The sequence below is a fragment of the Bacillus sp. 205(2023) genome, assembly GCF_037027485.1.
Taxonomy (GTDB): Bacteria; Bacillota; Bacilli; order Bacillales; family Bacillaceae; genus Bacillus; species Bacillus halotolerans.
This window is the reverse complement of the sequence record NZ_JAXCHF010000001.1, coordinates 565,719-588,478: the sequence shown is the minus strand read 5'-3', so window position 1 is coordinate 588,478 and position 22,760 is coordinate 565,719. Positions and strand designations below refer to the sequence as shown.

The window sequence follows — 22,760 nt, the reverse complement described above, 5'->3', positions numbered from 1 at the left end:
GGCATTTTCTTTTGGAGTATAGATCATGATTACAACAAGCTATAGACCGTCTGACCACACGATAAAGACCGCAAAAATGCTTTCGGAAGAGCTGGGTATACAATATTGCGACCGAAATAAACAAACGGTTGAAAATATGCTGAAGTCAGCTGAGCGTGATTTGCTCGTGATTGGAAAAGAGCGGTTCGAACTTTATACAAAACAAGGCGGTAAATTCTTTTTTCATCCGAATACAGCGATGTTCAGAGCTAAACGGTTTATGCGCGGCGAGCAAGAGCCAATGCTTCGGGCAGCCGGCTTAACGGCCGGAGATTCTTTTTTGGATTGCACGCTCGGTCTGGCTTCCGACGCTATTATCGCAAGTATGGCGGTTGGCGAAACCGGGTCGGTGATCGGGCTGGAAAAAAACAAGCTTGTGTCCGTTCTGGTGAAGACGGGACTCCATTCATGGGAAACCGGTATAGAACAGCTTCAAGCTGCCATGAGAAGAATACAAGTGAATCATGCGGATTGCTTTGACTATCTAAAGCGGCTGCCTGACAAATCAGTAGATGTCATTTATTTTGATCCGATGTTTCATGAGCCTGTAGAGTCGTCTGATGGCATCGCGCCATTACGAGATCTGGCTGAGGATTCTGCATTGGCTGACGGCTGCATCAAAGAAGCGGTGCGGGCAGCCAGAAAAAGCGTGGTACTCAAAGACCATTGGAAAAGCCCGCGCTTTGACCAATTTGGTTTTAACGTATTGAAAAGAAAAACAGCGCTTTTTCACTACGGTGTTATTCAAATCGCAAGCGAAACAAGCCCGTGAAGAACCTCACGGGCTTGTTTCTAATCGGTGACTTCCATGACGACAAAGTATAATAATGTTAAAAGTGAAACCGTTGCAAACAAAGCGTCAATCATGAGGAAGGCCTCCTTTCATATTATATTGTAAGCGTTTTTACACACGCAGCAAAGCAACAAATCTCCTAAATTGACTTAGAGCTTCATATAGTACATGACTTGTAAGTTCGACCTATGATAAAATAAGAGAAACATGACAATAAAATAGAGAGGAATAAGCAGTCATGAAATTGTGGATGAGAAAGACCCTTGTGGTTTTATTTACCATCGTAACGTTCGGGCTCGTATCTCCTCCGGCTGCTCTCATGGCAGACAAGCCTTCAGGACAGCCGAGCAGTCTTGAGCAGAATGATTACACCGCTTTTTATGATGAGCATGATTTGTACGATGATTATGAATCGGAAGACAGGCGAGACCCCGAATTACTTTTTCAATCGTACAAGGAACAGCTCCTTGACAGCGCTGAAAATCAGTCTTTTTTGAAATTTGGCAGCAAAATTGCTCCGGTCATTGAAGATGACTATCGGAAAGAGATTCTGCCGAAAATCGAAAACGTCATATGTGACTTTTTAGCGACATTACAAGATGACGAAGCGTATCAAGATGTTGTGATTTCAAGCAAGCCTTCAGCGGGGAAAACGGAGAAAATCTTTCACGTTTTTAATCGGACAACCGGAGAAGACCTCCTCAGGTTCCATGTGCGCAGAGATCACCCTCCGCATGACGGCTACTGGTTTAATTTTCATTATCATACAGCAGAAGATGGATTTCAATCACACCATGAGCTTGGGAGCATTTATTGGGACCGCAACACACCTCCCAACTGGATGAGTGCCTAAAGGAGATGCCATTAGATATGAAAAAGTACACAATGAATGAAATGGTCTATATAACAAAAGATATGCTGAACAAACGGGGCGTTATGATAGAAGATATTGCGCGTATTGTTCAAAAACTTCAGGAAAAATACAATCCAAATCTCCCGCTTAGTGTATGTATGGAGAATGTAGAAAAAGTACTGAACAAGCGTGAAATTATCCATGCTGTTTTAACCGGGCTGGCGCTTGATCAGCTTGCAGAGCAGAAACTACTTCCTGAACCGCTGCAGCATCTTGTTGAAACAGATGAACCGCTGTACGGCATAGATGAAATTATCCCTCTTTCAATCGTTAATGTGTACGGTTCGATCGGCTTGACCAACTTTGGTTATTTGGATAAAGAGAAGATCGGAATTATTAAGGAGCTCGATGAAAGCCCTGACGGCATCCATACGTTTTTGGATGATATTGTGGCAGCACTTGCAGCCGCAGCAGCGAGCAGAATTGCCCATACGCATCAGGATCTGCAAGATGAAGAAAAAGAACAGGACGAAAAGCCTGTTGTCAGCTGACTTATAAAAAAAATCATTTCTGGGTTCAGAAATGATTTTTTATTGTGTTACACTACTATAAGACTACTTTTAAAGGATGAAAAAAATGAAACAATATAAAGATTTATGCCGACATGTTTTAGATCATGGTGAAAAAAAGGGTGACCGTACAGGAACCGGAACAATCAGCACCTTCGGCTATCAAATGAGATTTAATTTACAGGAAGGCTTCCCGATGCTGACCACAAAAAAACTTCACTTTAAATCAATTGCGCACGAGCTGCTTTGGTTTTTAAAGGGTGATACCAATGTACGCTATCTGCAGGAAAACGGAGTGCGTATTTGGAATGAGTGGGCTGATGAAAACGGTGAACTCGGGCCTGTATATGGTTCACAATGGCGCTCATGGCGGGGAGCTGACGGAGAAACCATTGATCAAATTTCACGTCTTGTGGAAGATATTAAAACAAATCCGAACTCAAGACGTTTAATCGTCAGTGCATGGAATGTTGGTGAAATCGATAAAATGGCCCTGCCTCCGTGCCACTGCCTGTTTCAATTTTATGTATCTGACGGCAAGCTGTCCTGCCAGCTTTATCAGCGCTCAGCCGATGTTTTCCTCGGTGTGCCGTTTAATATAGCTTCTTATGCGCTGCTTACGATGATGATCGCGCATGTAACAGGGCTTGAGCCGGGCGAGTTTATTCATACATTCGGCGATGTTCATATTTATCAAAATCACATTGAACAGGTTAACTTGCAGCTGACCAGAGATGTCCGCCCGCTGCCGAAGCTTCGTTTTGCCAGAGAGGTTGATTCGATTTTCGACTTTACGTTTGATGACTTTATCATTGAAGATTACAATCCGCATCCGCATATTAAAGGAGCGGTCAGCGTATGATTTCATTCATTTTCGCGATGGATGCCAACCGGCTTATCGGAAAGGACAATGATTTGCCGTGGCATTTGCCGAATGACCTTGCATACTTTAAAAAAATAACCTCAGGACATTCAATCATCATGGGGCGAAAAACATATGAATCAATTGGACGTCCGCTTCCGAATCGGAAAAATATTGTTGTGACATCTGCACACGATTCAGAATTTCCCGGTTGTACCGTCGTCAGTTCAATAGAGGATGTGCTCCAGATTGCCTCAGATACTGAGGAATGCTTCGTGATCGGAGGCGCACAGCTTTACACGGCGCTGTTCCCTTATGCGGACAGGCTGTATATGACAAAAATACACCACCAGTTTGATGGAGACCGCTACTTTCCTGAATTTGATGAGAGCAAATGGAAACTTGTTTCTTCTGAGCAAGGGACTAAGGACGAAAAAAATCGGTATGACTATGAATTTTTAGTGTATGAAAAAAAGAATGTATCATCTGAAGCGGGAGGATTTTAATTGATTCGCTACAGCTGTCTAGTGATTTACATTGTGTATATGCTGTTAAAAAATATAAAACAATTGTTTAATCAAAGAATGCTGGATCCGCGTCTGTCATACAAAAAACAGATGACGCTCGTTTACGAGCAGCCAAAGGCGTTTTTGGAAGGCTGTATCGGCATTTCAGGATCTGTCATCACCATTCATCAGCCAGAGCCGATACCGAGCGGTCCTGTTTTGTATGTGCATTCTCGTTTAGGATTGCCTGAACTTGCTTTGATTGCCGGGTATATTGAAGAACCAGCCGGATTTATCGCAAATCCCAAAGTGTTTCGTTTACCGATTATCAGACAATGGCTTGAACGGATGAATGTCATTCGAGAGAGCGGTTCAGAAATGGTATATGAAGATATTTTGACCCAATTAGAAAAAGGCCAAAGCATGATTCTTTCTTTAGATGGCTGTATCAATCCATTGGAACTTGCAGCCCGCCGCAGCCTTCCGGTTGTAATGGTGGAAACGAAAGGAACCGATAAACTGCTGAAGGGATCGCTTGTTAAACGCTTAAAGCCAGCAGATATAGAAGTGTCATTTTCTAAGGCTTATATACCGGCAAGTGAGAAGCAATTACGGGCTTAAAAAAGCGCAGTCACTGAGACTGCGCTTTTTCATTAGGATAAAAACGGCACTTTCACACAATAGAACAGCACGCAGAAAAACATCGCCGCGCTCCCGCCTAAAACAAAGCTGTGCCAAATGGCATGATGGAAAGGAATCTTTCTCCAAATATAAAAGATCGTTCCGGCTGAATACAACAGACCGCCAAGTAAAAGAAGGCTGAATCCAGCTCCTGTCAGTGAAGCATATAAAGGCTTAACCGCGATAATCATTAGCCATCCCATTAATAAATACATCAAGGTAGATAAAATGATAAACCGTTTTACGAAGAAAATTTTGAATACGATTCCGCCAAGGGCAAGCGCCCAAACGATGATCAGCAGGGTGAAGCCGAGTGTGCCTTTTAACGGGCCAAGCAGAAAAGGGGTATAGGTTCCGGCAATCAACACGTAAATGGCGCTATGGTCAATAATCTCCAAAATATCTTTCGTCTTTTTGTGCTGAATGCTGTGAAGCAGGGTGGAGCTCAAATAAAGCAGCAGCATGGAAACACCAAATATGGTAAAACTGACGATATCCCATGCGGACCCGTAATTAGCCGCAAATATGATGAGAAACACTAATGCTGGTATGGATAAGAACACACCGATGCCGTGGGTAATGGCGTTGGCGATCTCTTCTTTTATTGTATACACGTACATTCTCCTCTCTTTAGCTGCTACATCATTTGTTTTTGCAGCGTTTCTAAAAAATTCAGCCCTTCTAAAGTGATTTTCGTGCCCGCACGTCCGCGGCTTTTTGTCACATATTCTTTCTTCTCCAAATAATCGAGACGGCTTCTGACCTGCTGCGGCGTTAAAGAGATTTGGCTGTTTTTGCTGCTTTCAGAGATGATCCGTCTGCTTGCCGGTTCGCCTTTTTCATTTAACACTTTTATGGTTTCCAAAATAAACAGAAACTCGGCTTTTTCCATTAAAGTCAGAAGCTTCGCTTTTTTCTTCGTCGTTTTTTCATTTAGCCCGTCCCGTATATACGGCGGCACATCATACGGATGAATGGTTCCCCCGCTTGATACAGCCGCCATATAATCTGCAGCGTTTTTTAATTCTCTTACATTCCCATCAAAGGGATGCTGTTCAAGCAGCGGAAAGACCGAGGGATCAATTAACAATTGCTGCCCCGATTCCGAAAGGAAATACTGGGTCAAAAGGGGGATATCGCTTTTTCGCTCGGACAGCACCGGCAATGTGAGCGTTAAAATGTTCAGCCTGTAAAATAAGTCCTGCCTGAATGTATTTTCAGCAACTTCTGTTATCGGGATTGCAGAAGCACAGATGATTCTCGGTTTTTCCCCATCTGAGTCAAGTGCTTCTAGAAGCTTAGCTTGTACAGAAACCGGCATACTCCATACGTCATTAAGAAAAAGTGTACCTCGGGCGGCTTTTTGAAACGCACCCAAGGCATTATCAGCGCCAAAAAGCTCGTATGCAAGGTTTTCTTCTGAATGGGTGCTGCAATTGATACTGATCAATGGTTCGCCGTTTCTTGAAGAGCCTTGGTGTATGGCCTGTGCAAAATGATCCTTGCCTGTTCCGACCTTTCCTGTGATCAGGACAGGAAGCTCTGATAGGGCGAACTGCATGGCGACTCGTTTTGTTTCGAGAAATAGTTGATGCTCTCCAATTAGATTATGAAAAGTGCAAGGTCGAGGTGCTGTAATCATTTATTGGCTCCTTTTGGTTCTAATTGGTTCTATTATAGCATGCCTTTCAGATGAAAACATCTTTTATCTTTAAGAAACTTTTTTCTTAGCTGCTGGATACAGGTCACGCAGATGTTATTACGGGTGCGGGGAACTTAGAATACGATTCATTTTTTATTTACTAAATAAAAATAATTGTCTTATTATTTGAATATTCATGTTATAATGGCATATTAAATAGGGATTTAAAACAAGAAAGGAATCTGTACATGAAACCGTTGCTTAAAGAAAACTCTCTCATCCAAGTGAAAGACATTTTAAAGGCTCATCAAAACGTGAAGGACGTTGTGACTCACACACCGCTGCAAAGGAATGACAGACTTTCTGAGAGATACGAATGCAATATTTATTTGAAACGAGAAGACTTGCAGGTAGTCAGATCTTTTAAACTCAGAGGGGCTTATAACAAAATGAAGCAGCTCTCTGACGAGCAGACTAAAAACGGAGTCGTGTGCGCAAGTGCCGGAAACCACGCGCAAGGTGTAGCGTTTTCGTGTAAACACCTGGGCGTTCACGGGAAGATTTTCATGCCTTCCACAACACCAAGACAAAAAGTGTCACAAGTTGAACTGTTCGGAAAAGGGTTTATCGATATTATTTTGACAGGTGATACTTTTGATGATGCGTATAAAAACGCAGTTGAATGCTGTGAGCAGGAACACCGCACCTTTATCCATCCGTTTGATGATCCGGATGTAATGGCCGGCCAGGGAACTCTGGCTGTTGAAATTTTAAACGATATTGATACAGAACCGCATTTTCTATTTGCAAGTGTCGGGGGAGGCGGGCTTCTTGCAGGGGTCGGCACGTATATGAAAAATGTGTCTCCTGAAACCAAAGTAATCGCGGTTGAACCGGCAGGCGCTGCGTCTTATTTTGAATCTAACAAAGCTGGACATGTCGTCACGTTAGATAAAATTGATAAATTTGTGGACGGAGCGGCTGTAAAAAAAATCGGCGATGAAACCTTTCAAGCGCTAGAAACCGTTGTAGATGACATACTTCTCGTGCCAGAAGGGAAGGTATGCACAGCCATTCTTGAACTATATAATCAATGTGCGATTGTCGCTGAACCGGCGGGTGCTCTTTCTGTCGCGGCACTGGATTTATATAAGGAAGAAATTAAAGGGAAAAACGTAGTATGTGTTGTCAGCGGCGGCAATAACGATATCGGAAGAATGCAGGAAATGAAGGAGCGGTCTATGATTTTCGAAGGCCTTCAGCATTATTTTATCGTCAATTTTCCGCAAAGAGCTGGTGCACTCCGTGAATTTCTTGACGAAGTTCTTGGGCCGAATGATGACATTACACGATTTGAGTATACGAAGAAAAACAATAAAAGCAACGGACCGGCCCTGGTCGGCATTGAGCTTCAAAACAAAGCTGACTATGGGCCGCTGATTGAGCGGATGAATAAAAAAGCGTTTCATTATTTAGAGGTAAATAAGGATCAAGATTTATTCCATCTGCTGATCTGATTTTTTCGGCACAACCGCGCAAAATGACAGACAGCCCGGCCGGCATTGTATATAATAGAAGAAAACAATCAAAAAATGAGGATTGATAGCTTGTTACTCAAAAGCCTAGAGTTCAAACGCAGCGACGGGATTCAGGTGAAAGTGACAGAAATACCTGTGTTAAAGGAAGATGAACATTATTTCTTTATGTTGAATCAGCATTTGCAGATCTACTTAAAAGAAGTGCTTTCATCAAAAAGCAGGACAAAAGTGTATTCTTTCCGACAATATATGAAGCGCCGGATGAAATGGACTGATTATCAGGCTGTTTTTCATCAAGAGGTGTTAAAACACAACGCGTGATACGCCGTTTATTCCTGTGTGTCCCCTTTGCTATGCCGCTCGCAGGCGGACGAAGGGGCATGCAGGAATTTTTTTGCGGGTATAGAATTAAACAAAGGGTGTAAGAAGGTGAGCGCGGCATTTAGTAAGCGCTTTAAGCTGGAAAGGGTGAACGGCATGAAGATGATCAAAGGGTTGGCGGCGGGGCTGATTTTTCTGCATTTGTGTGCCTGCGGAGGACATCAGATTAAGGATCCGCTTAATTACGAGGTGGAGTCTTTTACTTTTAAAAACCAAGATGGCAAAAATGTTTCTTTAGACAGTTTAAAAGGAAAGGTTTGGCTCGCAGACTTTATTTTTACCAATTGTGAGACCGTGTGTCCGCCGATGACGGCTCATATGACAGATCTTCAAAAGAAATTAAAGGCTGAGAATATAGATGTGCGTATCGTATCCTTTAGTGTTGATCCTGAGAATGATAACCCGAAGCAGCTGAAAAAATTTGCGGCAAATTATCCTTTATCTTTTGATAACTGGGATTTTCTAACGGGATACAGTCAAAGTGACATCGAGACGTTTGCGTTTGATAGCTTTAAAGCGATCGTGAAGAAACCTGAAGGCCAGGACCAGGTCATTCATCAATCCTCTTTTTATTTAGTAGGCCCTGACGGTAAAGTGCTGAAAGATTACAATGGAGTAGAAAATACACCATACGATGACATTATCGCTGATGTGAAAGCGGCTAGTAAACTCAAGTAATCTCGAAGACAAGGCATTTTCAAATCTTCTAAAACATGATACACTTTCCACTAGTAGAATGGGGAGGAGCAACAAGATTGAAACTGCGCATTTTTGCACTCATGGCCAGTTTGATTTTGCTTCTTACTGCATGTACGAGCATACGTACAGCATCTGAGGGAAAACAAAAAGCCCATGAACTGAAAACGAAGGAACACATTGTCATTGCCGCTGTCGGAGATTCGCTTACAGAAGGTGTCGGAGATCCTGAGGGCAAGGGATATGTCGGCAAGGTGGCGGATTCTATCCGGTCAAATGAGCAAGTCAAAAAGGTTGACGTTAAAAATTATGCCGTCAAAGGGAATCGTTCGGAGGATTTGTTAGAGAAACTAAAAGATAAAAACGTTCAAAAAGGCATAAAAGATGCAGATTATGTCTTTTTAACAATTGGCGGTAATGATCTGATGAAGGTCCTTCGTCAAAACTTCCTGCAATTAACCGTCGAACCGTTTCAGGAAGAGGAAAAGCCGTACGAAAAGCGTTTTAAAAAAATCATTTCAGAAATCCGCGCGCTGAATAATCACGCAGAGCTGATTTACGTCAGCATGTATAATCCGTTTACATTTACTTTATCTGAATTACAGGAAATAAACGGGGTAGTCACTGATTGGAACAACATTGCTAAAAAAGAGCTGAAAAAAGATAAACATGCAAAAATCATTAATATAGAAGACTTGTTCAATCAAAAAAGTGACAGTAAACGAATTTCTGAGGAAGATGATTTTCATCCTAATGGAACGGGTTATTCCTTAATAGCGAAGCGGGTCTATCAAGCAATTGAAAAAGAAGGATTACCGAAAGAGTAGGGTGAAATCATGAATAACTGGAAACGACTGTTTTTTATATTGCTTGCCATCAATATTGTATTAGCAGTAGGATTTGTGACGCTGGTCATGCTGCCGGGCAAGCAAGCGGAGGTAGAGGATACCTCTAAAAGCGAGTACGGATTTCAAGTGACAAGCACAAAAGAATCCTTAGCTGCGTTTGTCAACTCATATTTAAACGAGAAAGCGTCAAATCAGCTTGATTACAAAGTGGATATAGATGACGATGTCCATGTGGCAGGGAAAATCAAAGCATTTTCCACGTCAATTGACGCGTTTATCGCATTTGAGCCGACCGTGAAAAAGAATGGCGATGTTGAGCTGAATGTAACGAAATTTTCCTTAGGGAAATTGAGTATTCCTATTAGCTTTGTGTTAAATTATATGGACAGCTTCTATGAACTTCCATCCTTTGTGCATGTTCATCCCGGCGATAAAAGCATTGAGGTTCGTTTGTCTGAAATGCCATTAACGAACGGTATGTATGTCAAAGCAGATAAAATTAATTTAGAAAAAGATGAAATTGAGTTTTCCTATTACCATCCTAAACAATAGAGGTGACTGAAATGAAACGGATTTACCAGTATTTCAGTTTGTTATCATTTACGTTTTCCCTTTACTTCGGCTGGCTGGCTTATCATCATCTGGCGGCTGAGGATATGGATCAAATGTACTTGAACATTTCGTATTGCGCATTGTTTTTGAGTGTGATGGTGTTTACATTTGGCATGAAAGACCGAAAAAAAACCGATAAATCATAAAAAAAAGAGACATGCGGCACCGTCTCTTTTTTCATGCGGCTGGACGAAAATATAAGAGAACAAGGAGAAGAAATGAAAGCATACGATTTTACGAAGGGAAACGTGCTGAGGCAGCTTATCCTGTTTTCGATGCCTATTATGCTGGGAAATGCTCTGCAGGTTTCTTTTCAATTCATAGACAGTTTATGGATCGGCAATTTGCTGGGGGCAAAAGCGCTTGGCGCGGCCGCGGTATCAAGCACGATTGTTTTAACCGTGCTGTCTTTTATTTTGGGACTTAATAATGCGACCTTAACCATTTTGTCTCAGCAAAAGGGAAAAGATGATGAGAAAGGAATGGCGTCGTATATAAATGCCTTTGTCGTTTTATTAACGGGCTTAAGCATCGGGTTCGGCGCAACCGGTTTTTTCCTGTCAGAACCATTGCTGCGTCTTCTGCAAACGCCGGAGTCCATGATTCCGCTTGCCGAGATCTATTTGCAGATTCAATTTATCGGCATCCTGTTTTTGTTTGGTTATAACTTTATCAGTACGGTTCTTCGGGCGCTAGGCGACAGCAAAACACCGCTGCGGTTCATCGCTTTTGCCGTTGTGCTGAATGCTGTGCTGGCACCGCTCTTTATTTCTGTTTTCCGCATGGGGATTGCGGGAGCGGCTTATTCAACTGTTTTGTCACAGGGCATTGCGTTCCTTTACGGTTTGTTTTATGTCATCAAACATCAGCTGGTTCCGTTTTCTATGCCAAAAGCACCTAAGTGGGAAGAGACTGCATTGATTCTGAAACTTGGTATTCCCGCCGGTCTGCAGATGATGGTGATTACAGGCGGTATGATGGCGATCATGAGCGTTGTCAACTCTTATGGAGAGCATGTGGTCTCTGGATTTGGCGCAGTGCAGCGGCTGGACAGCATCATCACACTTCCGGCTATGGCGGCCGGTACGGCGGTCAACAGCATGGCGGGACAAAATATCGGGCTCGGAAACTATAAAAGGGTGGAATCGATTGCGAAGCTTGGTGTGATGTCTGTTTTTTCTTGCATGCTCGTAATTGCTATTATCATTTGGATATTCGGAAAATATTTAATGAGGTTATTTATTAGTGAGCCTGACGCGGCAGCGTTTGGTGAACAATATTTGCGGTGGATTGCGTTTTTCTATCCCTTTATCGGTATTAATTTTGTACTGAACGGAATTGTCAGAGCCGCTGGGGCAATGATGCAGGTTTTGGTTTTAAATTTGATTTCTTTCTGGGTTTTGAGATATCCTTTCACGGCTCTGTTTTCAGCTTGGCTTGGACAGAAAGGGATCGGTCTCGGAATCGGTATGAGTTTCTTATTCAGCAGCTGTGCGGCGTTTTTGTACTACAGATACGGCCGCTGGAAAACGATGAAATTGTTTACTGAAAGATAAGAAAGGCGCTGCGAAAAGCACATACCCTAATTGGGTATGTGCTTTTTTACCGTTTTTTATCAAGTTTGCTGAAAAGCTCGATTAATGTGGCGAGTTCAGTATCCGTATAACAATCAAAGCGTTTAAAGAAATATTCAGTTTTTTTCTCATTGAAATGCTGAACGATTTTTTCACCTGCTTCAGTGATATGGATGCGGATGATCCGCCGATCTTCCTTCGATCTGATTCTCGTGATCCATTCTTTTTCTACCAGCGCGTCAGTCACTGCGGTAATATGGCTTGCTGATACTTCCAAAATGGGCGCAAATTCCGTCACTTTCTTAGGTCCCTGTTCACTTAGAATGCGCAAAATGGTAAATTCATTCCGCGAAAGCTCTTTATCTAGAATATCGTTGATTTCATTGCGTATTTGTTTAAAAACTTTACGGAGTAAAGTTTCCATATCATACATCATTTGTGTTCTTACTTTCAAATTTGTGAACCCCCATTACATAATTGCTAATACTCAAAACCTATAGATTTTTATTGAAAAGCAGAATCATTTTCATTCTATTTTTACATGCTATAATATAATAATACCACGTATTAACAAAGGAGGCACCAGTATGTCTGAAAAAAAAGAACTCGCCACATTTGCAGGCGGCTGTTTTTGGTGTATGGTCAAACCATTTGACGAACAGCCGGGAATTGAAAAAGTGGTGTCCGGGTATACAGGCGGCCATACTGAAAACCCTACGTATGAAGAAGTATGCAGCGAAACAACAGGGCATCGTGAAGCTGTACAAATCACGTTTGAGCCTGATGTATTCCCTTATGAAAAGCTGTTAGAGCTGTTCTGGCAGCAAATTGATCCGACAGATGCAGGCGGCCAGTTCGCTGATCGCGGCAGCTCTTACCGTGCAGCGATTTTTTATCATAATGAAAAACAAAAGGAGCTTGCCGAAGCATCAAAACAACGGCTGGCGGAAAGCGGCATTTTTAAAGGTCCTATCGTGACAGACATTTTAAAGGCTGAACCATTCTATGAAGCGGAAGATTACCATCAGCATTTTTATAAAAAGAATCCAGGGCATTATCAGCGTTACCGGACAGGCTCCGGAAGAGCTGGATTTATCAGTGAGCATTGGGGGGCGAAATAAATGACGCTAAATAAAGAAGAAAGAATAAAGTCATTAAACCGTATGCAATACGAGGTCACACAAAATAACGGAACGGAGCCGCCGTTTCAAAATGAGTATTGGGATCATAAGGAAGAAGGGCTTTATGTTGACATTGTGTCAGGAAAGCCTTTGTTTACTTCCAAGGATAAATTTGATTCCCATTGCGGCTGGCCAAGCTTTACAAAGCCGATTGAGGAAGAAGAAGTGGAAGAAAAACAGGATACGAGCCACGGAATGATTCGGACAGAAGTCAGAAGCCGAACAGCCGATTCCCATCTGGGACATGTATTTAATGACGGACCCGGACCTAGCGGACTTCGTTACTGCATTAATTCTGCGGCGCTGCGGTTTATTCCTAAGGATAAGCTCAAAGAAGAGGGATATGAAAGCTATCAGCACCTATTTGACAAATAAAATGCAAGAAAAAACAAGCCTGCCTAATGGATAGACAGGCTTGTTTTATGCCTTTTTTTCTTTATGCAGGTCTTCAATAATTTGGGCAATTCTGTCTTTTGTAATAAGAGGAGCCTGATCAGACTGATATCCGGGCAAATTGACTTTGCGAAAATCAGGATGTTTTTCAGGTTCTGGGAGGATAGCATATAGGTTGCCCCATTCATATAGTGACTCTACTTCGTGGGGAGATGTCAATTCTTCGTGAAGCTTTTCACCTGGACGCTTGCCGACTTCTATTGCGGCCGGGCGCGGGAGACCGTGCTGCGCTGCGTATTCTTCAAATCCATGAATCAATTCCTCGAGTTTCAGTGATTCCATTTTAAAAATAAAAGTTTCTCCGCCTGTGGTTATAGCGGCTGATTGCAGTGTCAGTGTGGCCGCATCATCAATAGACATAAAAAATCTGGTCATGTTCTTGTCTGTGATGGTCAGCGGTTCACCCTCCATCATCTGTTCAAATAAAATAGGGATGACTGAACCTCTTGAGCCGAGAACATTTCCGAAACGGACGGAACAAAAAACAGTTCCTCTATTTTGAACGTGGCGGTTAGCTTGATGAAACAGCTTTTCAGATAACAGCTTAGTGGCACCCATTGTGTTTACAGGGGACACAGCTTTATCTGTACTGATATTGATGACATGCTGTACTCCATTGATTAGGGCGGCCTCTACCACATTCTGTCCGCCGATGAGATTGGTCTGGATCGCTTCAAACGGATTGTCTTCGCATGTCGGTACCTGTTTCAGCGCTGCTGCGTGAAAGACGATATCGACACCTGTCATCACCTGATTCACTCTCCGGTGGTCGCGCACATCTCCAAGTACAAATGAAAGCCGCTGATCCTCCGCATACTTTTGACTCATTACATACTGTTTACTGTCGTCTTTGCTGAATACAATGACCTTTTTTGGTGTAAGCAGCAAAAGGCGTTTGACAATTTGACTTCCGATTGAACCCGTTCCGCCAGTGACTAAAACTGTTTTGTTATGGAAAAATGGTTTTAGTTCTGCTGTTTGCTGTTTAGGCATGGCTTATCCTCCAACTCTCGTTTCTCTACCATGCATCATATGTTCAACATTTTAATCGAGTTAATGAAAGCAACCAATAAAACGAAATTTAGGGGAATGATGATGTCACAAGGTGTTCTTTTTTAATAGAAAATGAAGAGATCTTAATCTCACTAAATAAACAGTGTACTAAATTTTCATATTGTCTTTTTTCGCTCCATATAAACAGGTCCCATATGATCATATCACGTCCATATAAAAAGCTTTCTTTTGAATCAGAAACACTACGATAAAAAGGTTCGATTGTCTCATATTCATCAACTTCATATATTTTACAATAAGAAATGAAGGTTAAAATAAGGAGGCTGTAAAATGAAGTATCCAAAAACTATTCTGTTTAGTGCTGCTGCGGGTTTATTGCTTAGCCTATCTGCAAACTCGGTATCGGCTCATCAGGCTGATGAAGTGAATCATTTCAAAGTGACGGCAAAGGGAGAGACTGACCCGGTTGCTTCAGGAGATGACGCAGCGGATGATCCGTCCATTTGGGTTGATGCAAAGCATCCGGAAAAAAGCAAATTGATAACGACAAACAAGAAGTCCGGGTTAGTCGTGTATGATTTGGACGGCAAACAGATCAATTCTTACGAGTTTGGCAAGCTGAATAATGTCGATCTGCGTTATGATTTTCCGTTCAACGGCAAACAGATTGACATTGCCGCTGCTTCAAACCGGACAGAAGGAAAAAATTCGGTCGAAGTTTACGCCATTGATGGGGCAAAAGGTGAATTGAAAAGCATCACAGACCCAAAACATCCTATTTCTACTGATATTTCTGAAGTTTACGGTTTCAGCCTGTATCACAGCCAAAAAACAGGGGCATTTTATGCGTTGGTAACGGGAAAGCAAGGAGAGTTCGAGCAATATGAAATTGCCGACAATGGAAAGGGATATGTAACAGGGAAAAAAGTGCGGCAATTCAAATTACATTCACAAACTGAAGGTCTCGTCGCAGATGACGAGTACGGGAATCTCTATATAGCGGAGGAAGACACAGCGATTTGGAAATTTAATGCTGAACCATCTGGAGGATCGCAGGGCAAAGTCATTGATCTTGCTTCTGGAAAGCATTTGACAGCTGATATTGAGGGCCTGACCATCTATTATGCGCCGGACGGAAAAGGTTATCTTATCGCTTCAAGCCAAGGCAATAACAGCTATGCGATGTATGAAAGACAGGGAGGCAATCGGTATATTGCCAATTTTGAAATTACGGATGGCGAGAAAATAGACGGGACGAGTGATACTGACGGTATTGATGTTCTTGGTTTCGGGCTGGGGCCAAAATATCCGTATGGCATTTTTGTAGCGCAGGACGGAGAAAATATAGAAAATGGACAAGCTGTCAATCAAAATTTCAAAATTGTATCATGGGAACAGATTTCTCAGCACCTAAGCGGAAAATCTGACCTGAATAAACAGGTGAATCCAAGGAAGATGAAGGACAGATCTGATGAATAAAGAAGCAGCCTATTTGGGACTGACCCCATAAGATGAGACAAATAAAAAACACCTTCAAGTTTGAAAACGGATGATTGTTAGCCGAAATTAGACTTGGAGGTGTTTTTTCTATGGGGACAAGAGTGAGTTATCCGGTTGAAGTTAAGCAGAAGGCTGTAGAAATGAGATTGGCAGGCGTGCCTATGAAAGAGATCATGCAGGAATTGAATATCAAGAATAAGACGCAGGTTCAGACATGGGTTAGATGGCATAAGGCTGGGGATGCACATCGATTTGAACAGCCTGTTGGTAAGCAATACACTTACGGAAAAGGTCCGGAGTATTCTTCCGAATTAGAGAAACTGCAGGCAGAGAACCGTTATCTGAGACAACAGAATGAAGTTTTAAAAAAGTACAACGAATTGGAAAGGAAGTTGATAGCCAAACGTCAGTCGAACTTGTAGAAGTATTGCATAGCACAATGACCGTACAGGATATCTGTGTTCATTTAGGTATCTCACGAGCGTCTTATTATCGTTGGAAGAAGAACCTGATGAAAGATCATCCCAAGTGCCATTTGGAAAAACAAATCGGCACGTTGTGCCGAGAGCACAAGTATCGATATGGATATCGAAAAATTACAGCTATATTAAAAAAGGAAATGCGTATTAACCATAAAACGGTTCAGCGTATCATGCAGAAAAATCAGTGGCAGTGCCGGGTTAAGGTGAAAAAGCGCAAGAAGAATGGGCAGCCATATGCCGTGGTTGATAATATATTAGATCGGAACTTTCAGTCCGATCATCCTCTTGAAAAACTAGTAACGGATATCACGTACTTGCCTTATGGACAGAAACAATTGTACCTTTCCAGTATATTGGATGTATACAATGGAGAAGTAATTGCTTTCACGATTGGAGATAAGCAGGACACAGACTTTGTCTTAAACACACTTGATCAGCTGCCAACACTGCCTCAGAACTGCGTGTTGCATAGTGACCAAGGATCTGTGTATACATCTTATGAGTATCAGAAAGCTGTTAAAACAAAAGGCATTACCATGAGCATGTCCCGCAAAGGGACGCCCGCTGATAATGCCTCCATCGAATCGTTTCATTCCTCACTAAAGTCTGAAACGTTCTATCTTAACAGCATTAATCGAACCACGACCGCCATCGTAGAACGCACTGTCAAAGAATACATTTATTATTATAACAACATTCGTATTCAAACGAAACTAAACAGCCAATCACCGATAAGCTATCGGCAATTGGCTGTATAAAAGGTGTTTTGATCCCTGTCTCAAAAACAGGGGTCAGTCCCTTTTCGGCTGCTTTTTTATGTGCACGAAAAAATCGTTCATATGAAATGAACGATTTTTCAAGAAAGCGCCAGATGAATGGCTTTCAGTTTTGCGGGAAGCTCATCAAATGTATGAGCAGGAACGGTCTCTTTATAATTTAACGCCGCAGCTTTGTTTCGTTCCTCAGGATGATTGATATAGAAAGCGGCTTTTTCCTTTAAGTCGTTGATGCTGTGATAAGAAATAAAGGATGAAAAAGGATGTGCCGCAGGGAGATCCACTAGTTGAAATGCTTCGCATGCAGCGATATCAAAGGTGCGGTTATTAAAGCTTGTATTTTTAATGCGGCTTTTATTTTTGTTGAACGTAAAATGATACGGCCGATGCGGATTGATCACGATGTCTGCCCCATTATAATAATGAACGGCCTGTTCAGGCGGAACCCATGTGCTGACTACATCTATATGCGGCTGTTTGAGTACTTTTTTAGGCAGGTACTTTCTCCATTCCTTTCCGATGACCCGAACGGTGTACGGGAGAAATGCCGCTTCTTTCACAAGCTGAACCCGATTAGGGTAAGGATAGCCGATGATAAGCAATTGTGAATGAAAGGAATGTTCGGTGTCCATTTTTTTAAACAGCCGATGATTAACAGGAATCGGAACATAATAGATATGCTGATAACCAATCTCCTGATAATAGAGAGCAGCATTTTGGTCAATTGTTAAAACCGCGTCAGCGTGCTTTATCACCTGAAGACTGATATCAATATAAAATGGGTCTTCTGTCAGCCAAACATATACGGGAATACCCTTACCCTTTAACCAGGTCAGCCAGTCGTGAGGAACGTGAACTCCAACCATCATGAGTGCGAAATCCGGCTGAAACGTTTCAATGCGTGACAGCGATTCGGTGTCTGGTGTATCTGCAGACATGTATTCTGTCTGAGCGTGCCGAAAGCATTCTTCAGCCCAGCGGTCAAAATAACTGTATATTCCTCCATATCCCGACTGGATATACAAAACTTTCATCAGAGGTTATGAAAAGAATGTAACGCTTTCTACTTTATCTACATCAATCAATGTTGTCGCTTGACCTGGCGGAGTTACAGAGCTTTCCTGTGTGACAAATACGATGCCGTGAACTTGATCAAAAGCAACAAAGACAACCGGACCGATCATGTCACCGGAATCTGTCACAATACTGATGGTAGTGCCAGGTGTAATTCTGGCAAAAATCCATCTTGCAGGAAGGGAAGGATCTAAAACAGATTCAGCAGTAACCGTTTCGCTTTCGTCAACTTTTCTATCAACAGCAGCTTCAAGTAATTCTTTAAGGTTATTATTCACGTTTTCTCCTCCTTCTGTTGCATTTGTAAATAAAGGGCTTAAAAGGCTTTTAATAATATCCTTTTTTAACTGCGCATTTTCACTGCTCAACACATACACCTCCTATTAATTATTGAACTCACGTTTAATCATATTCTTCTGATTGGCAATTGGTATGAGTCGAACGCCGTACCTGAGCTATTTTTCATATATTTAAGGAAAATGCTGATTTTCTTCTATGGATGGACATTGCCTATACCGCAATTGACAGCATGTTCATATTGTGAAACAGAGGGTAAGGGAGAGAGGGAAGTGCGGATTTAGAAAACAAAGTGAACCAAGAAGAAAATGACCACGAATTGCATTTTATTCTGTTTTTATTCATTCTGCTTATACGTCAAACAGCTTCAGACGGAAATCCATTTGATCACAGACGCCAGCTCGTAGTTGTTAAAGAGCTTGGTGTGCCGATTTCAAGAGTCAATCTGATCAATGGAGATACGCTTCAAAATGTTATCGTGAAAATCCCTGGCTGATTTGGTTATTTTTCAGAAACCGCTAAATCAAACGGGATCAAATGTTGCTATTGTAAGTTGGGGGCGCTTTTTACATGATGACAGAGGCTCTGCTTGCTGTGGAGCCGTTTTCATGTGTGACAATAGGAGGCTTGCAGAGATGGGGGACAAAGTTTCCATTATTTTAACGAGTTATAACAAACCTGATTATCTACAAATGGCGATTGAGAGTGTCATCAATCAAACTCATAGCAATTGGGAGCTTTTTGTCATGGATGACCATTCAAACGAGAAAACGATTGCGGTGATTCACAAGTACCTTCATGATCAGCGCATTCGTTATAAAAACAGCTTCGTCCATCCTCAAAATCGATTAAAAACAACCCGTTATGCCACATTAATTAATAACGCTCTTCCATTTGCCGCCGGCGACTACATTTCTTATCTTACTGATGATACGGTTTATCATCCTGATCGGCTGAGCCGTATGGTGCAGACATTTTTGTGTCATCCTGAAGCACAGGCAGTCTATTCAAAACAAAAAGTTGTTCATGTAAACGAAAGAGGAGAGGAAATTTCCCATTTTTACAGAGATGCCAATGCGGTGCTTGATCAAGCCGCTTTTCAAGTCGATCATTGCTCTGTTATGCATCGCCGTTCGTTGCTTGATCGGATCAAAGATAAATATGGAAGCTATTGGGACGATGATATGATGCATTGGAATCACGGCGACTCAATTTTTTGGATGAGAGTAAACACATTTGCCCCGTTCCTGCCGATAAATGAAGTATTAGATACAACGTATAAGACCCCGAATTCTTTTCAAAACGCTTATCAGTTTCTGCCAGCCGATTTGATTGACGGCACGTTTGTAAAAGGATCTGATCAACATGTGTATTTTCTTGATCAAGGTGTGCGGCATCCTGTGGGGGAGAGATGGAGTTCAGTGTATCTGGATCGGACTGTTGTTATCCCCGATCCGTATTTATTTCAATATCATACGGGAAAATGTTTAAACATTCCGAATTATGTTTTGGTAAAAGAACCTGACCAGCCTGCAGTATTTTACATTGACGCCGGTAAAAAAAGACGGATAGAAAGTCAGCATGCTTTTCAATTTTATCAATTTAAAAGAAAAGATATTTTGACGATTGAAAAAGAAGTGCTCGCGGATCTGCAGGAAGGGCCGCCTATCACGCGGGACAGATCTGGAGTGATCGCAAATCCGCCTGGACGAAGACTGTTTTTTATAGAACGCGAGCGGTTTCTATTTCTAAACGGTGTTTTTCATCCAATCAGCGAGCAAGTGGTGAGGAAATTCTTTTTGCAGCAGAAACCAATACCCGCTTCTTTCCGGAATATTCAGCAATTTCCAATTGGAAAGCCGTTTTATCCGGTGTACGATGAGATTATAAAGAAATTAAATATTGCAATCGAGTAAATGTATAGGTCATAAAAAGGAGACATTCATGACAGGACTTTATTCAAAAACGGAGTATCAATATCTATCGTTAACGTCTGAATCGAAGTTGTTTGATCATTACAGTGTATATAAAGATTCCAAGCTGCCGCACATTTTTTCTCATAATTTTGTGCAGCTTCATGATACATTTCCATTGGAGCGTATACCTGATTTTTTGCCGTCCGTACCGAAGCTGCTTGATGCGAATTATATCCATTTAAAAGCGTCTCCTCAGCATGTTTTTCCGCTCGTTTTGAAGCAGTCGCTTGTGAAAAGCGGTTTTGTGGTTGAAGATGAGCTGTTATACTGCATGAAGCTTGGAGACTGGAAGGGACAGACCGGACATCCTTTCACGGCATGGGGGACGGCAAAGAGTCTTAGTGACGGATCTTCTATCATGAAAATTTATGACTCGCTTTATATAGGAGAGGCAACCGCAGAACAAAAATTAGTGAGAAAATATCCTTTTTACAAAGCGGGTACGATTTTGCTTGTCGTTTGTTACAGCGATTCATCACAGAACATTCCGATTGGCTGCGGAGAACTTTTTATTGATTCGCAAGAGAAAACGGCGAAAATTGAAGAGGTGGCGATTTTGGATCAGTTTCAAAGAAGGGGCTACGGCAGTATTCTTGTGGGTGAGATGCTGTCCATTGCCAAATCTTTAGGAATGGACGATGCTTATTTAGTGGCCTCAAATTCTGATGGCGTTACTCATTTTTATGAAAAGCTCAAATTTAAAAAATTTGAGCGGGTGCACACTGTTTTTCATTATTTCCTTACATAGATGGGCATTTGCACAAACCGTTTGGGACTTGGCCCGCATACAATGCCGTATATCGTGATAAGAAAGGATGAAAAACAATATGCATGGATATCATGGATACGGTTACGGAGGATTTGGCTGCGGGACAAATACATTTGTATTGATTGTTGTCTTGTTCATTTTATTAATTATCGTCGGAGCCGCTTTTATTTGCTAGATGAAATAACACAAGAGCCTTTCGAAGTTCGGAAGGGCTCTTTTTTTGTGCGAAAAAAGATTTTATAGGGAGCGTCATGCCGCTATTTGGACACTCATACAATGTAGAAAAGGTGTTTTTGAGGTGGAAGCATGAGCAGTTATTTAATTAAGCCAGAGCTTAATGCCGAATATCCGATTGTCAGTCATGCAAAGGGCACATATGTGTATGATCAGAACGGAAAAAAATATCTTGATGGCTCATCTGGTGCGGTGACATGCAATATCGGCCATGGGGTTGATGAAGTAACTGAGCAGCTGAAAGAACAGCTTGATAAGGTGTCTTTTGCTTACCGCTCGCAGTTTACGAGTGAGCCGGCCGAGCAATTAGCTGCTTTACTGGCCGAGCAGCTGCCGGGAGACTTGAATTGGTCTTTTTTTGTCAATAGCGGATCAGAGGCCATAGAAACGGCAATGAAAATCGCCATTCAATATTGGCAGGAAAAAAAGCAGACAGAAAAATCCATCTTTCTCTCACGATGGAGCAGTTACCACGGAATAACTTTGGGAGCGCTTTCATTGTCAGGATTTTATGAACGCAGGTACCGGTTCACCCATTTGCTAGAGCGTTATCCCGCTCTCTCAGCCCCGCATATATATCGGCTGAATCAAGAGGCAAAAAAAGATTTTGTTCAAACGGCTGCGGAGGAGCTGGAAACCGCTATAAAAAGAATCGGAAGTCAGTTTATTGCTGGATTTGTGGCAGAACCTATTATTGGAGCCGCGGGAGCAGCAATCACTCCTCCTTCTGGATATTATGAGAGATTGCAAGAGGTGTGCCGCTCACATGGTGTGCTGTTTATTGCGGATGAAGTGATGACCGGGCTTGGGAGAACTGGGAGGATGCTTGCGACAGAGCATTGGCATACCGTTCCTGATATCGCTGTGCTTGGAAAGGGGCTCGGTGCCGGCTACGCGCCTATTGCAGCTGCAGTTGTGTCTGATACGGTTCTCCAAACGATAAAACAAGGATCAGGTATTATTATGAGCGGTCACACATACAGTGCTCATCCCTTTTCAGCCAAAGCCGCTCTCGAGGTTTTGCGTTATGTTATCAGACACGGCTTGATCAAACAGTCTGAAGAAAAGGGCTTCAAGCTGAAAAAGAAACTTGAAGAGATGATGCACCGAAGCGGCATCATTGGGGATGTCCGCGGCAAAGGACTGCTGTTAGGCGTTGAATTTGTGGCTGATAAAAAGACAAAGCGAGTGTTTCCGCAAGATCAGTCGATGACCCAGCGTATCATCAGCGAAGCAAAAAAACGCGGGCTCATTGTCTATCCTGCCAAGGCTGGAATCGACAGCGGGGAAGGAGATGCCGTAATCATCGCTCCTCCATTCACAATCTCAGACGGAGAGATGGAAGAGCTTATATCAACTTTTTCGGAGACAGTTGCAGAAGTTGAAAAAAACTGAAAAGGGATTGAAATC

General features: G+C 42.2%; 27 protein-coding genes and 1 pseudogene. 22 read left to right on the top strand and 6 right to left on the bottom strand.

Annotated features, from left to right (window positions below; translation table 11 throughout):
- The first annotated feature begins 25 nt into the window (after positions 1-25).
- From WA325_RS02645 to WA325_RS02620, 6 genes are all read left to right on the top strand, one after another.
- Entirely contained in the window at positions 26-811 is a 786-nt protein-coding gene (locus tag WA325_RS02645; RefSeq protein WP_202852547.1) for a class I SAM-dependent methyltransferase, read from the top strand.
- A gap of 259 nt (positions 812-1,070) precedes the next feature.
- On the top strand, positions 1,071-1,685 hold the full coding sequence (locus tag WA325_RS02640) for a YpjP family protein (RefSeq protein ID WP_059352470.1): 615 nt from the start codon (positions 1,071-1,073) through the stop codon (positions 1,683-1,685).
- A gap of 17 nt (positions 1,686-1,702) precedes the next feature.
- Positions 1,703-2,236, top strand: coding sequence for a phosphatidylglycerophosphatase A family protein (locus tag WA325_RS02635; protein ID WP_336183176.1), 534 nt, complete (start codon positions 1,703-1,705; stop codon positions 2,234-2,236).
- An 85-nt stretch (positions 2,237-2,321) separates the two neighbouring features.
- Positions 2,322-3,116 (top strand): thymidylate synthase, encoded by a 795-nt coding sequence (locus tag WA325_RS02630; protein WP_202852546.1) that lies wholly within the window; start codon positions 2,322-2,324, stop codon positions 3,114-3,116.
- Complete coding sequence (dfrA, locus tag WA325_RS02625; protein WP_202852545.1) at positions 3,113-3,622, top strand: dihydrofolate reductase DfrA; 510 nt, start codon at positions 3,113-3,115, stop codon at positions 3,620-3,622. The genes WA325_RS02630 and dfrA overlap by 4 nt, the downstream gene beginning before the upstream one ends.
- A complete protein-coding gene (locus WA325_RS02620) occupies positions 3,623-4,243 on the top strand; it encodes a 1-acyl-sn-glycerol-3-phosphate acyltransferase (RefSeq protein WP_336183175.1) in 621 nt (206 codons plus the stop codon). It begins immediately after the preceding gene.
- Positions 4,244-4,275: 32 nt separating this feature from the next.
- On the opposite strand, the gene trhA is transcribed toward WA325_RS02620, so the two are convergent.
- Positions 4,276-4,917 (bottom strand): PAQR family membrane homeostasis protein TrhA, encoded by a 642-nt coding sequence (gene trhA / locus WA325_RS02615; RefSeq protein WP_044155470.1) that lies wholly within the window; start codon positions 4,915-4,917, stop codon positions 4,276-4,278.
- A 23-nt stretch (positions 4,918-4,940) separates the two neighbouring features.
- Positions 4,941-5,945, bottom strand: a complete 1,005-nt coding sequence (locus tag WA325_RS02610) for a sigma 54-interacting transcriptional regulator (protein ID WP_336183174.1) — start codon at positions 5,943-5,945, stop codon at positions 4,941-4,943.
- 248 nt (positions 5,946-6,193) lie between these two features.
- On the opposite strand from WA325_RS02610, the gene ilvA reads away from it, so the two are divergent.
- The 7 genes from ilvA (at position 6,194) to WA325_RS02575 (ending at position 11,576) form a co-directional block, all read left to right on the top strand.
- Positions 6,194-7,462 carry a threonine ammonia-lyase IlvA gene (ilvA, locus tag WA325_RS02605; RefSeq protein ID WP_095713134.1) on the top strand — a complete coding sequence of 423 codons (1,269 nt, stop codon included), beginning with the start codon at positions 6,194-6,196 and terminating at the stop codon, positions 7,460-7,462.
- Between the two features lie 90 nt (positions 7,463-7,552).
- Positions 7,553-7,804 (top strand): DUF2535 family protein, encoded by a 252-nt coding sequence (locus WA325_RS02600; RefSeq protein WP_305934418.1) that lies wholly within the window; start codon positions 7,553-7,555, stop codon positions 7,802-7,804.
- A gap of 156 nt (positions 7,805-7,960) precedes the next feature.
- Positions 7,961-8,542, top strand: coding sequence for an SCO family protein (locus WA325_RS02595; RefSeq protein ID WP_336183393.1), 582 nt, complete (start codon positions 7,961-7,963; stop codon positions 8,540-8,542).
- Between the two features lie 77 nt (positions 8,543-8,619).
- A complete protein-coding gene (locus WA325_RS02590; protein WP_095713132.1) occupies positions 8,620-9,387 on the top strand; it encodes an SGNH/GDSL hydrolase family protein in 768 nt (255 codons plus the stop codon).
- Positions 9,388-9,396: 9 nt separating this feature from the next.
- Positions 9,397-9,960 carry a YpmS family protein gene (locus WA325_RS02585; RefSeq protein ID WP_069487337.1) on the top strand — a complete coding sequence of 188 codons (564 nt, stop codon included), beginning with the start codon at positions 9,397-9,399 and terminating at the stop codon, positions 9,958-9,960.
- An 11-nt stretch (positions 9,961-9,971) separates the two neighbouring features.
- Positions 9,972-10,166, top strand: coding sequence for a protein YpmT (gene ypmT, locus WA325_RS02580; protein WP_044155479.1), 195 nt, complete (start codon positions 9,972-9,974; stop codon positions 10,164-10,166).
- Positions 10,167-10,238: 72 nt separating this feature from the next.
- Entirely contained in the window at positions 10,239-11,576 is a 1,338-nt protein-coding gene (locus WA325_RS02575) for an MATE family efflux transporter (protein WP_202852540.1), read from the top strand.
- A gap of 46 nt (positions 11,577-11,622) precedes the next feature.
- Here the strand turns inward: WA325_RS02575 and WA325_RS02570 are convergent, their stop codons facing one another.
- Positions 11,623-12,048: a MarR family transcriptional regulator gene (locus WA325_RS02570; protein WP_024121778.1), complete on the bottom strand. Its 426-nt coding sequence runs from the start codon at positions 12,046-12,048 to the stop codon at positions 11,623-11,625.
- Between the two features lie 133 nt (positions 12,049-12,181).
- On the opposite strand from WA325_RS02570, the gene msrA reads away from it, so the two are divergent.
- Both msrA and msrB read left to right on the top strand, forming a co-directional pair.
- Positions 12,182-12,715, top strand: a complete 534-nt coding sequence (gene msrA, locus WA325_RS02565; protein WP_248339000.1) for a peptide-methionine (S)-S-oxide reductase MsrA — start codon at positions 12,182-12,184, stop codon at positions 12,713-12,715.
- Entirely contained in the window at positions 12,716-13,150 is a 435-nt protein-coding gene (gene msrB / locus WA325_RS02560; protein WP_024121776.1) for a peptide-methionine (R)-S-oxide reductase MsrB, read from the top strand.
- 45 nt (positions 13,151-13,195) lie between these two features.
- Here the strand turns inward: msrB and WA325_RS02555 are convergent, their stop codons facing one another.
- Complete coding sequence (locus WA325_RS02555; protein WP_105954998.1) at positions 13,196-14,221, bottom strand: SDR family NAD(P)-dependent oxidoreductase; 1,026 nt, start codon at positions 14,219-14,221, stop codon at positions 13,196-13,198.
- A gap of 351 nt (positions 14,222-14,572) precedes the next feature.
- Between WA325_RS02555 and WA325_RS02550 the strand changes: the two genes are divergently transcribed.
- On the top strand, positions 14,573-15,721 hold the full coding sequence (locus WA325_RS02550; RefSeq protein ID WP_336183173.1) for a phytase: 1,149 nt from the start codon (positions 14,573-14,575) through the stop codon (positions 15,719-15,721).
- Positions 15,722-15,831: 110 nt separating this feature from the next.
- Positions 15,832-16,982 (top strand): IS3 family transposase gene (locus tag WA325_RS02545; RefSeq protein WP_336183172.1). Its coding sequence is split into 2 segments (ribosomal slippage): positions 15,832-16,105 and positions 16,105-16,982, totalling 1,152 coding nucleotides; the frame shifts between segments, so codons are not numbered across the junction.
- A gap of 98 nt (positions 16,983-17,080) precedes the next feature.
- Here the strand turns inward: WA325_RS02545 and WA325_RS02540 are convergent.
- A complete protein-coding gene (locus tag WA325_RS02540) occupies positions 17,081-18,034 on the bottom strand; it encodes a CgeB family protein (protein ID WP_326327461.1) in 954 nt (317 codons plus the stop codon).
- A 6-nt stretch (positions 18,035-18,040) separates the two neighbouring features.
- Positions 18,041-18,442 carry a spore crust protein CgeA gene (gene cgeA, locus WA325_RS02535; protein WP_336183171.1) on the bottom strand — a complete coding sequence of 134 codons (402 nt, stop codon included), beginning with the start codon at positions 18,440-18,442 and terminating at the stop codon, positions 18,041-18,043.
- Between the two features lie 221 nt (positions 18,443-18,663).
- On the opposite strand from cgeA, the pseudogene WA325_RS02530 reads away from it, so the two are divergent.
- The 5 genes and pseudogenes from WA325_RS02530 to WA325_RS02510 form a co-directional block, all read left to right on the top strand.
- Positions 18,664-18,937, top strand: a pseudogene (locus WA325_RS02530) (spore maturation protein CgeC); the annotation flags it as partial.
- Positions 18,938-19,006: 69 nt separating this feature from the next.
- Positions 19,007-20,287, top strand: coding sequence for a glycosyltransferase family 2 protein (locus WA325_RS02525; protein ID WP_336183392.1), 1,281 nt, complete (start codon positions 19,007-19,009; stop codon positions 20,285-20,287).
- Positions 20,288-20,315: 28 nt separating this feature from the next.
- The gene (locus tag WA325_RS02520) at positions 20,316-21,095 is read left to right on the top strand and encodes a GNAT family N-acetyltransferase (protein WP_105955003.1); all 780 of its coding nucleotides are present in this window, start codon (positions 20,316-20,318) and stop codon (positions 21,093-21,095) included.
- 79 nt (positions 21,096-21,174) lie between these two features.
- Positions 21,175-21,291 carry a YjcZ family sporulation protein gene (locus WA325_RS02515; RefSeq protein WP_044155488.1) on the top strand — a complete coding sequence of 39 codons (117 nt, stop codon included), beginning with the start codon at positions 21,175-21,177 and terminating at the stop codon, positions 21,289-21,291.
- Between the two features lie 131 nt (positions 21,292-21,422).
- Entirely contained in the window at positions 21,423-22,745 is a 1,323-nt protein-coding gene (locus WA325_RS02510; protein ID WP_105955004.1) for an aspartate aminotransferase family protein, read from the top strand.
- Positions 22,746-22,760 lie beyond the last annotated feature (15 nt).

Bases quoted from the DNA above. Each gene is read 5' to 3' on its own strand.
- WA325_RS02585 (WP_069487337.1), top strand. From the start codon at position 9,397: ATGAATAACTGGAAACGACTGTTTTTTATATTGCTTGCCATCAATATT.
- WA325_RS02575 (WP_202852540.1), top strand. From the start codon at position 10,239: ATGAAAGCATACGATTTTACGAAGGGAAACGTGCTGAGGCAGCTTATC.
- msrA (WP_248339000.1), top strand. From the start codon at position 12,182: ATGTCTGAAAAAAAAGAACTCGCCACATTTGCAGGCGGCTGTTTTTGG.
- WA325_RS02520 (WP_105955003.1), top strand. From the start codon at position 20,316: ATGACAGGACTTTATTCAAAAACGGAGTATCAATATCTATCGTTAACG.
- dfrA (WP_202852545.1), top strand. From the start codon at position 3,113: ATGATTTCATTCATTTTCGCGATGGATGCCAACCGGCTTATCGGAAAG.
- msrB (WP_024121776.1), top strand. From the start codon at position 12,716: ATGACGCTAAATAAAGAAGAAAGAATAAAGTCATTAAACCGTATGCAA.
- ilvA (WP_095713134.1), top strand. From the start codon at position 6,194: ATGAAACCGTTGCTTAAAGAAAACTCTCTCATCCAAGTGAAAGACATT.
- WA325_RS02645 (WP_202852547.1), top strand. From the start codon at position 26: ATGATTACAACAAGCTATAGACCGTCTGACCACACGATAAAGACCGCA.
- WA325_RS02610 (WP_336183174.1), bottom strand. From the start codon at position 5,945: ATGATTACAGCACCTCGACCTTGCACTTTTCATAATCTAATTGGAGAG.
- WA325_RS02515 (WP_044155488.1), top strand. From the start codon at position 21,175: ATGCATGGATATCATGGATACGGTTACGGAGGATTTGGCTGCGGGACA.
- WA325_RS02595 (WP_336183393.1), top strand. From the start codon at position 7,961: ATGAAGATGATCAAAGGGTTGGCGGCGGGGCTGATTTTTCTGCATTTG.
- WA325_RS02525 (WP_336183392.1), top strand. From the start codon at position 19,007: ATGGGGGACAAAGTTTCCATTATTTTAACGAGTTATAACAAACCTGAT.
- WA325_RS02510 (WP_105955004.1), top strand. From the start codon at position 21,423: ATGAGCAGTTATTTAATTAAGCCAGAGCTTAATGCCGAATATCCGATT.
- WA325_RS02540 (WP_326327461.1), bottom strand. From the start codon at position 18,034: ATGAAAGTTTTGTATATCCAGTCGGGATATGGAGGAATATACAGTTAT.
- WA325_RS02550 (WP_336183173.1), top strand. From the start codon at position 14,573: ATGAAGTATCCAAAAACTATTCTGTTTAGTGCTGCTGCGGGTTTATTG.
- WA325_RS02640 (WP_059352470.1), top strand. From the start codon at position 1,071: ATGAAATTGTGGATGAGAAAGACCCTTGTGGTTTTATTTACCATCGTA.
- WA325_RS02630 (WP_202852546.1), top strand. From the start codon at position 2,322: ATGAAACAATATAAAGATTTATGCCGACATGTTTTAGATCATGGTGAA.
- WA325_RS02635 (WP_336183176.1), top strand. From the start codon at position 1,703: ATGAAAAAGTACACAATGAATGAAATGGTCTATATAACAAAAGATATG.
- ypmT (WP_044155479.1), top strand. From the start codon at position 9,972: ATGAAACGGATTTACCAGTATTTCAGTTTGTTATCATTTACGTTTTCC.
- WA325_RS02555 (WP_105954998.1), bottom strand. From the start codon at position 14,221: ATGCCTAAACAGCAAACAGCAGAACTAAAACCATTTTTCCATAACAAA.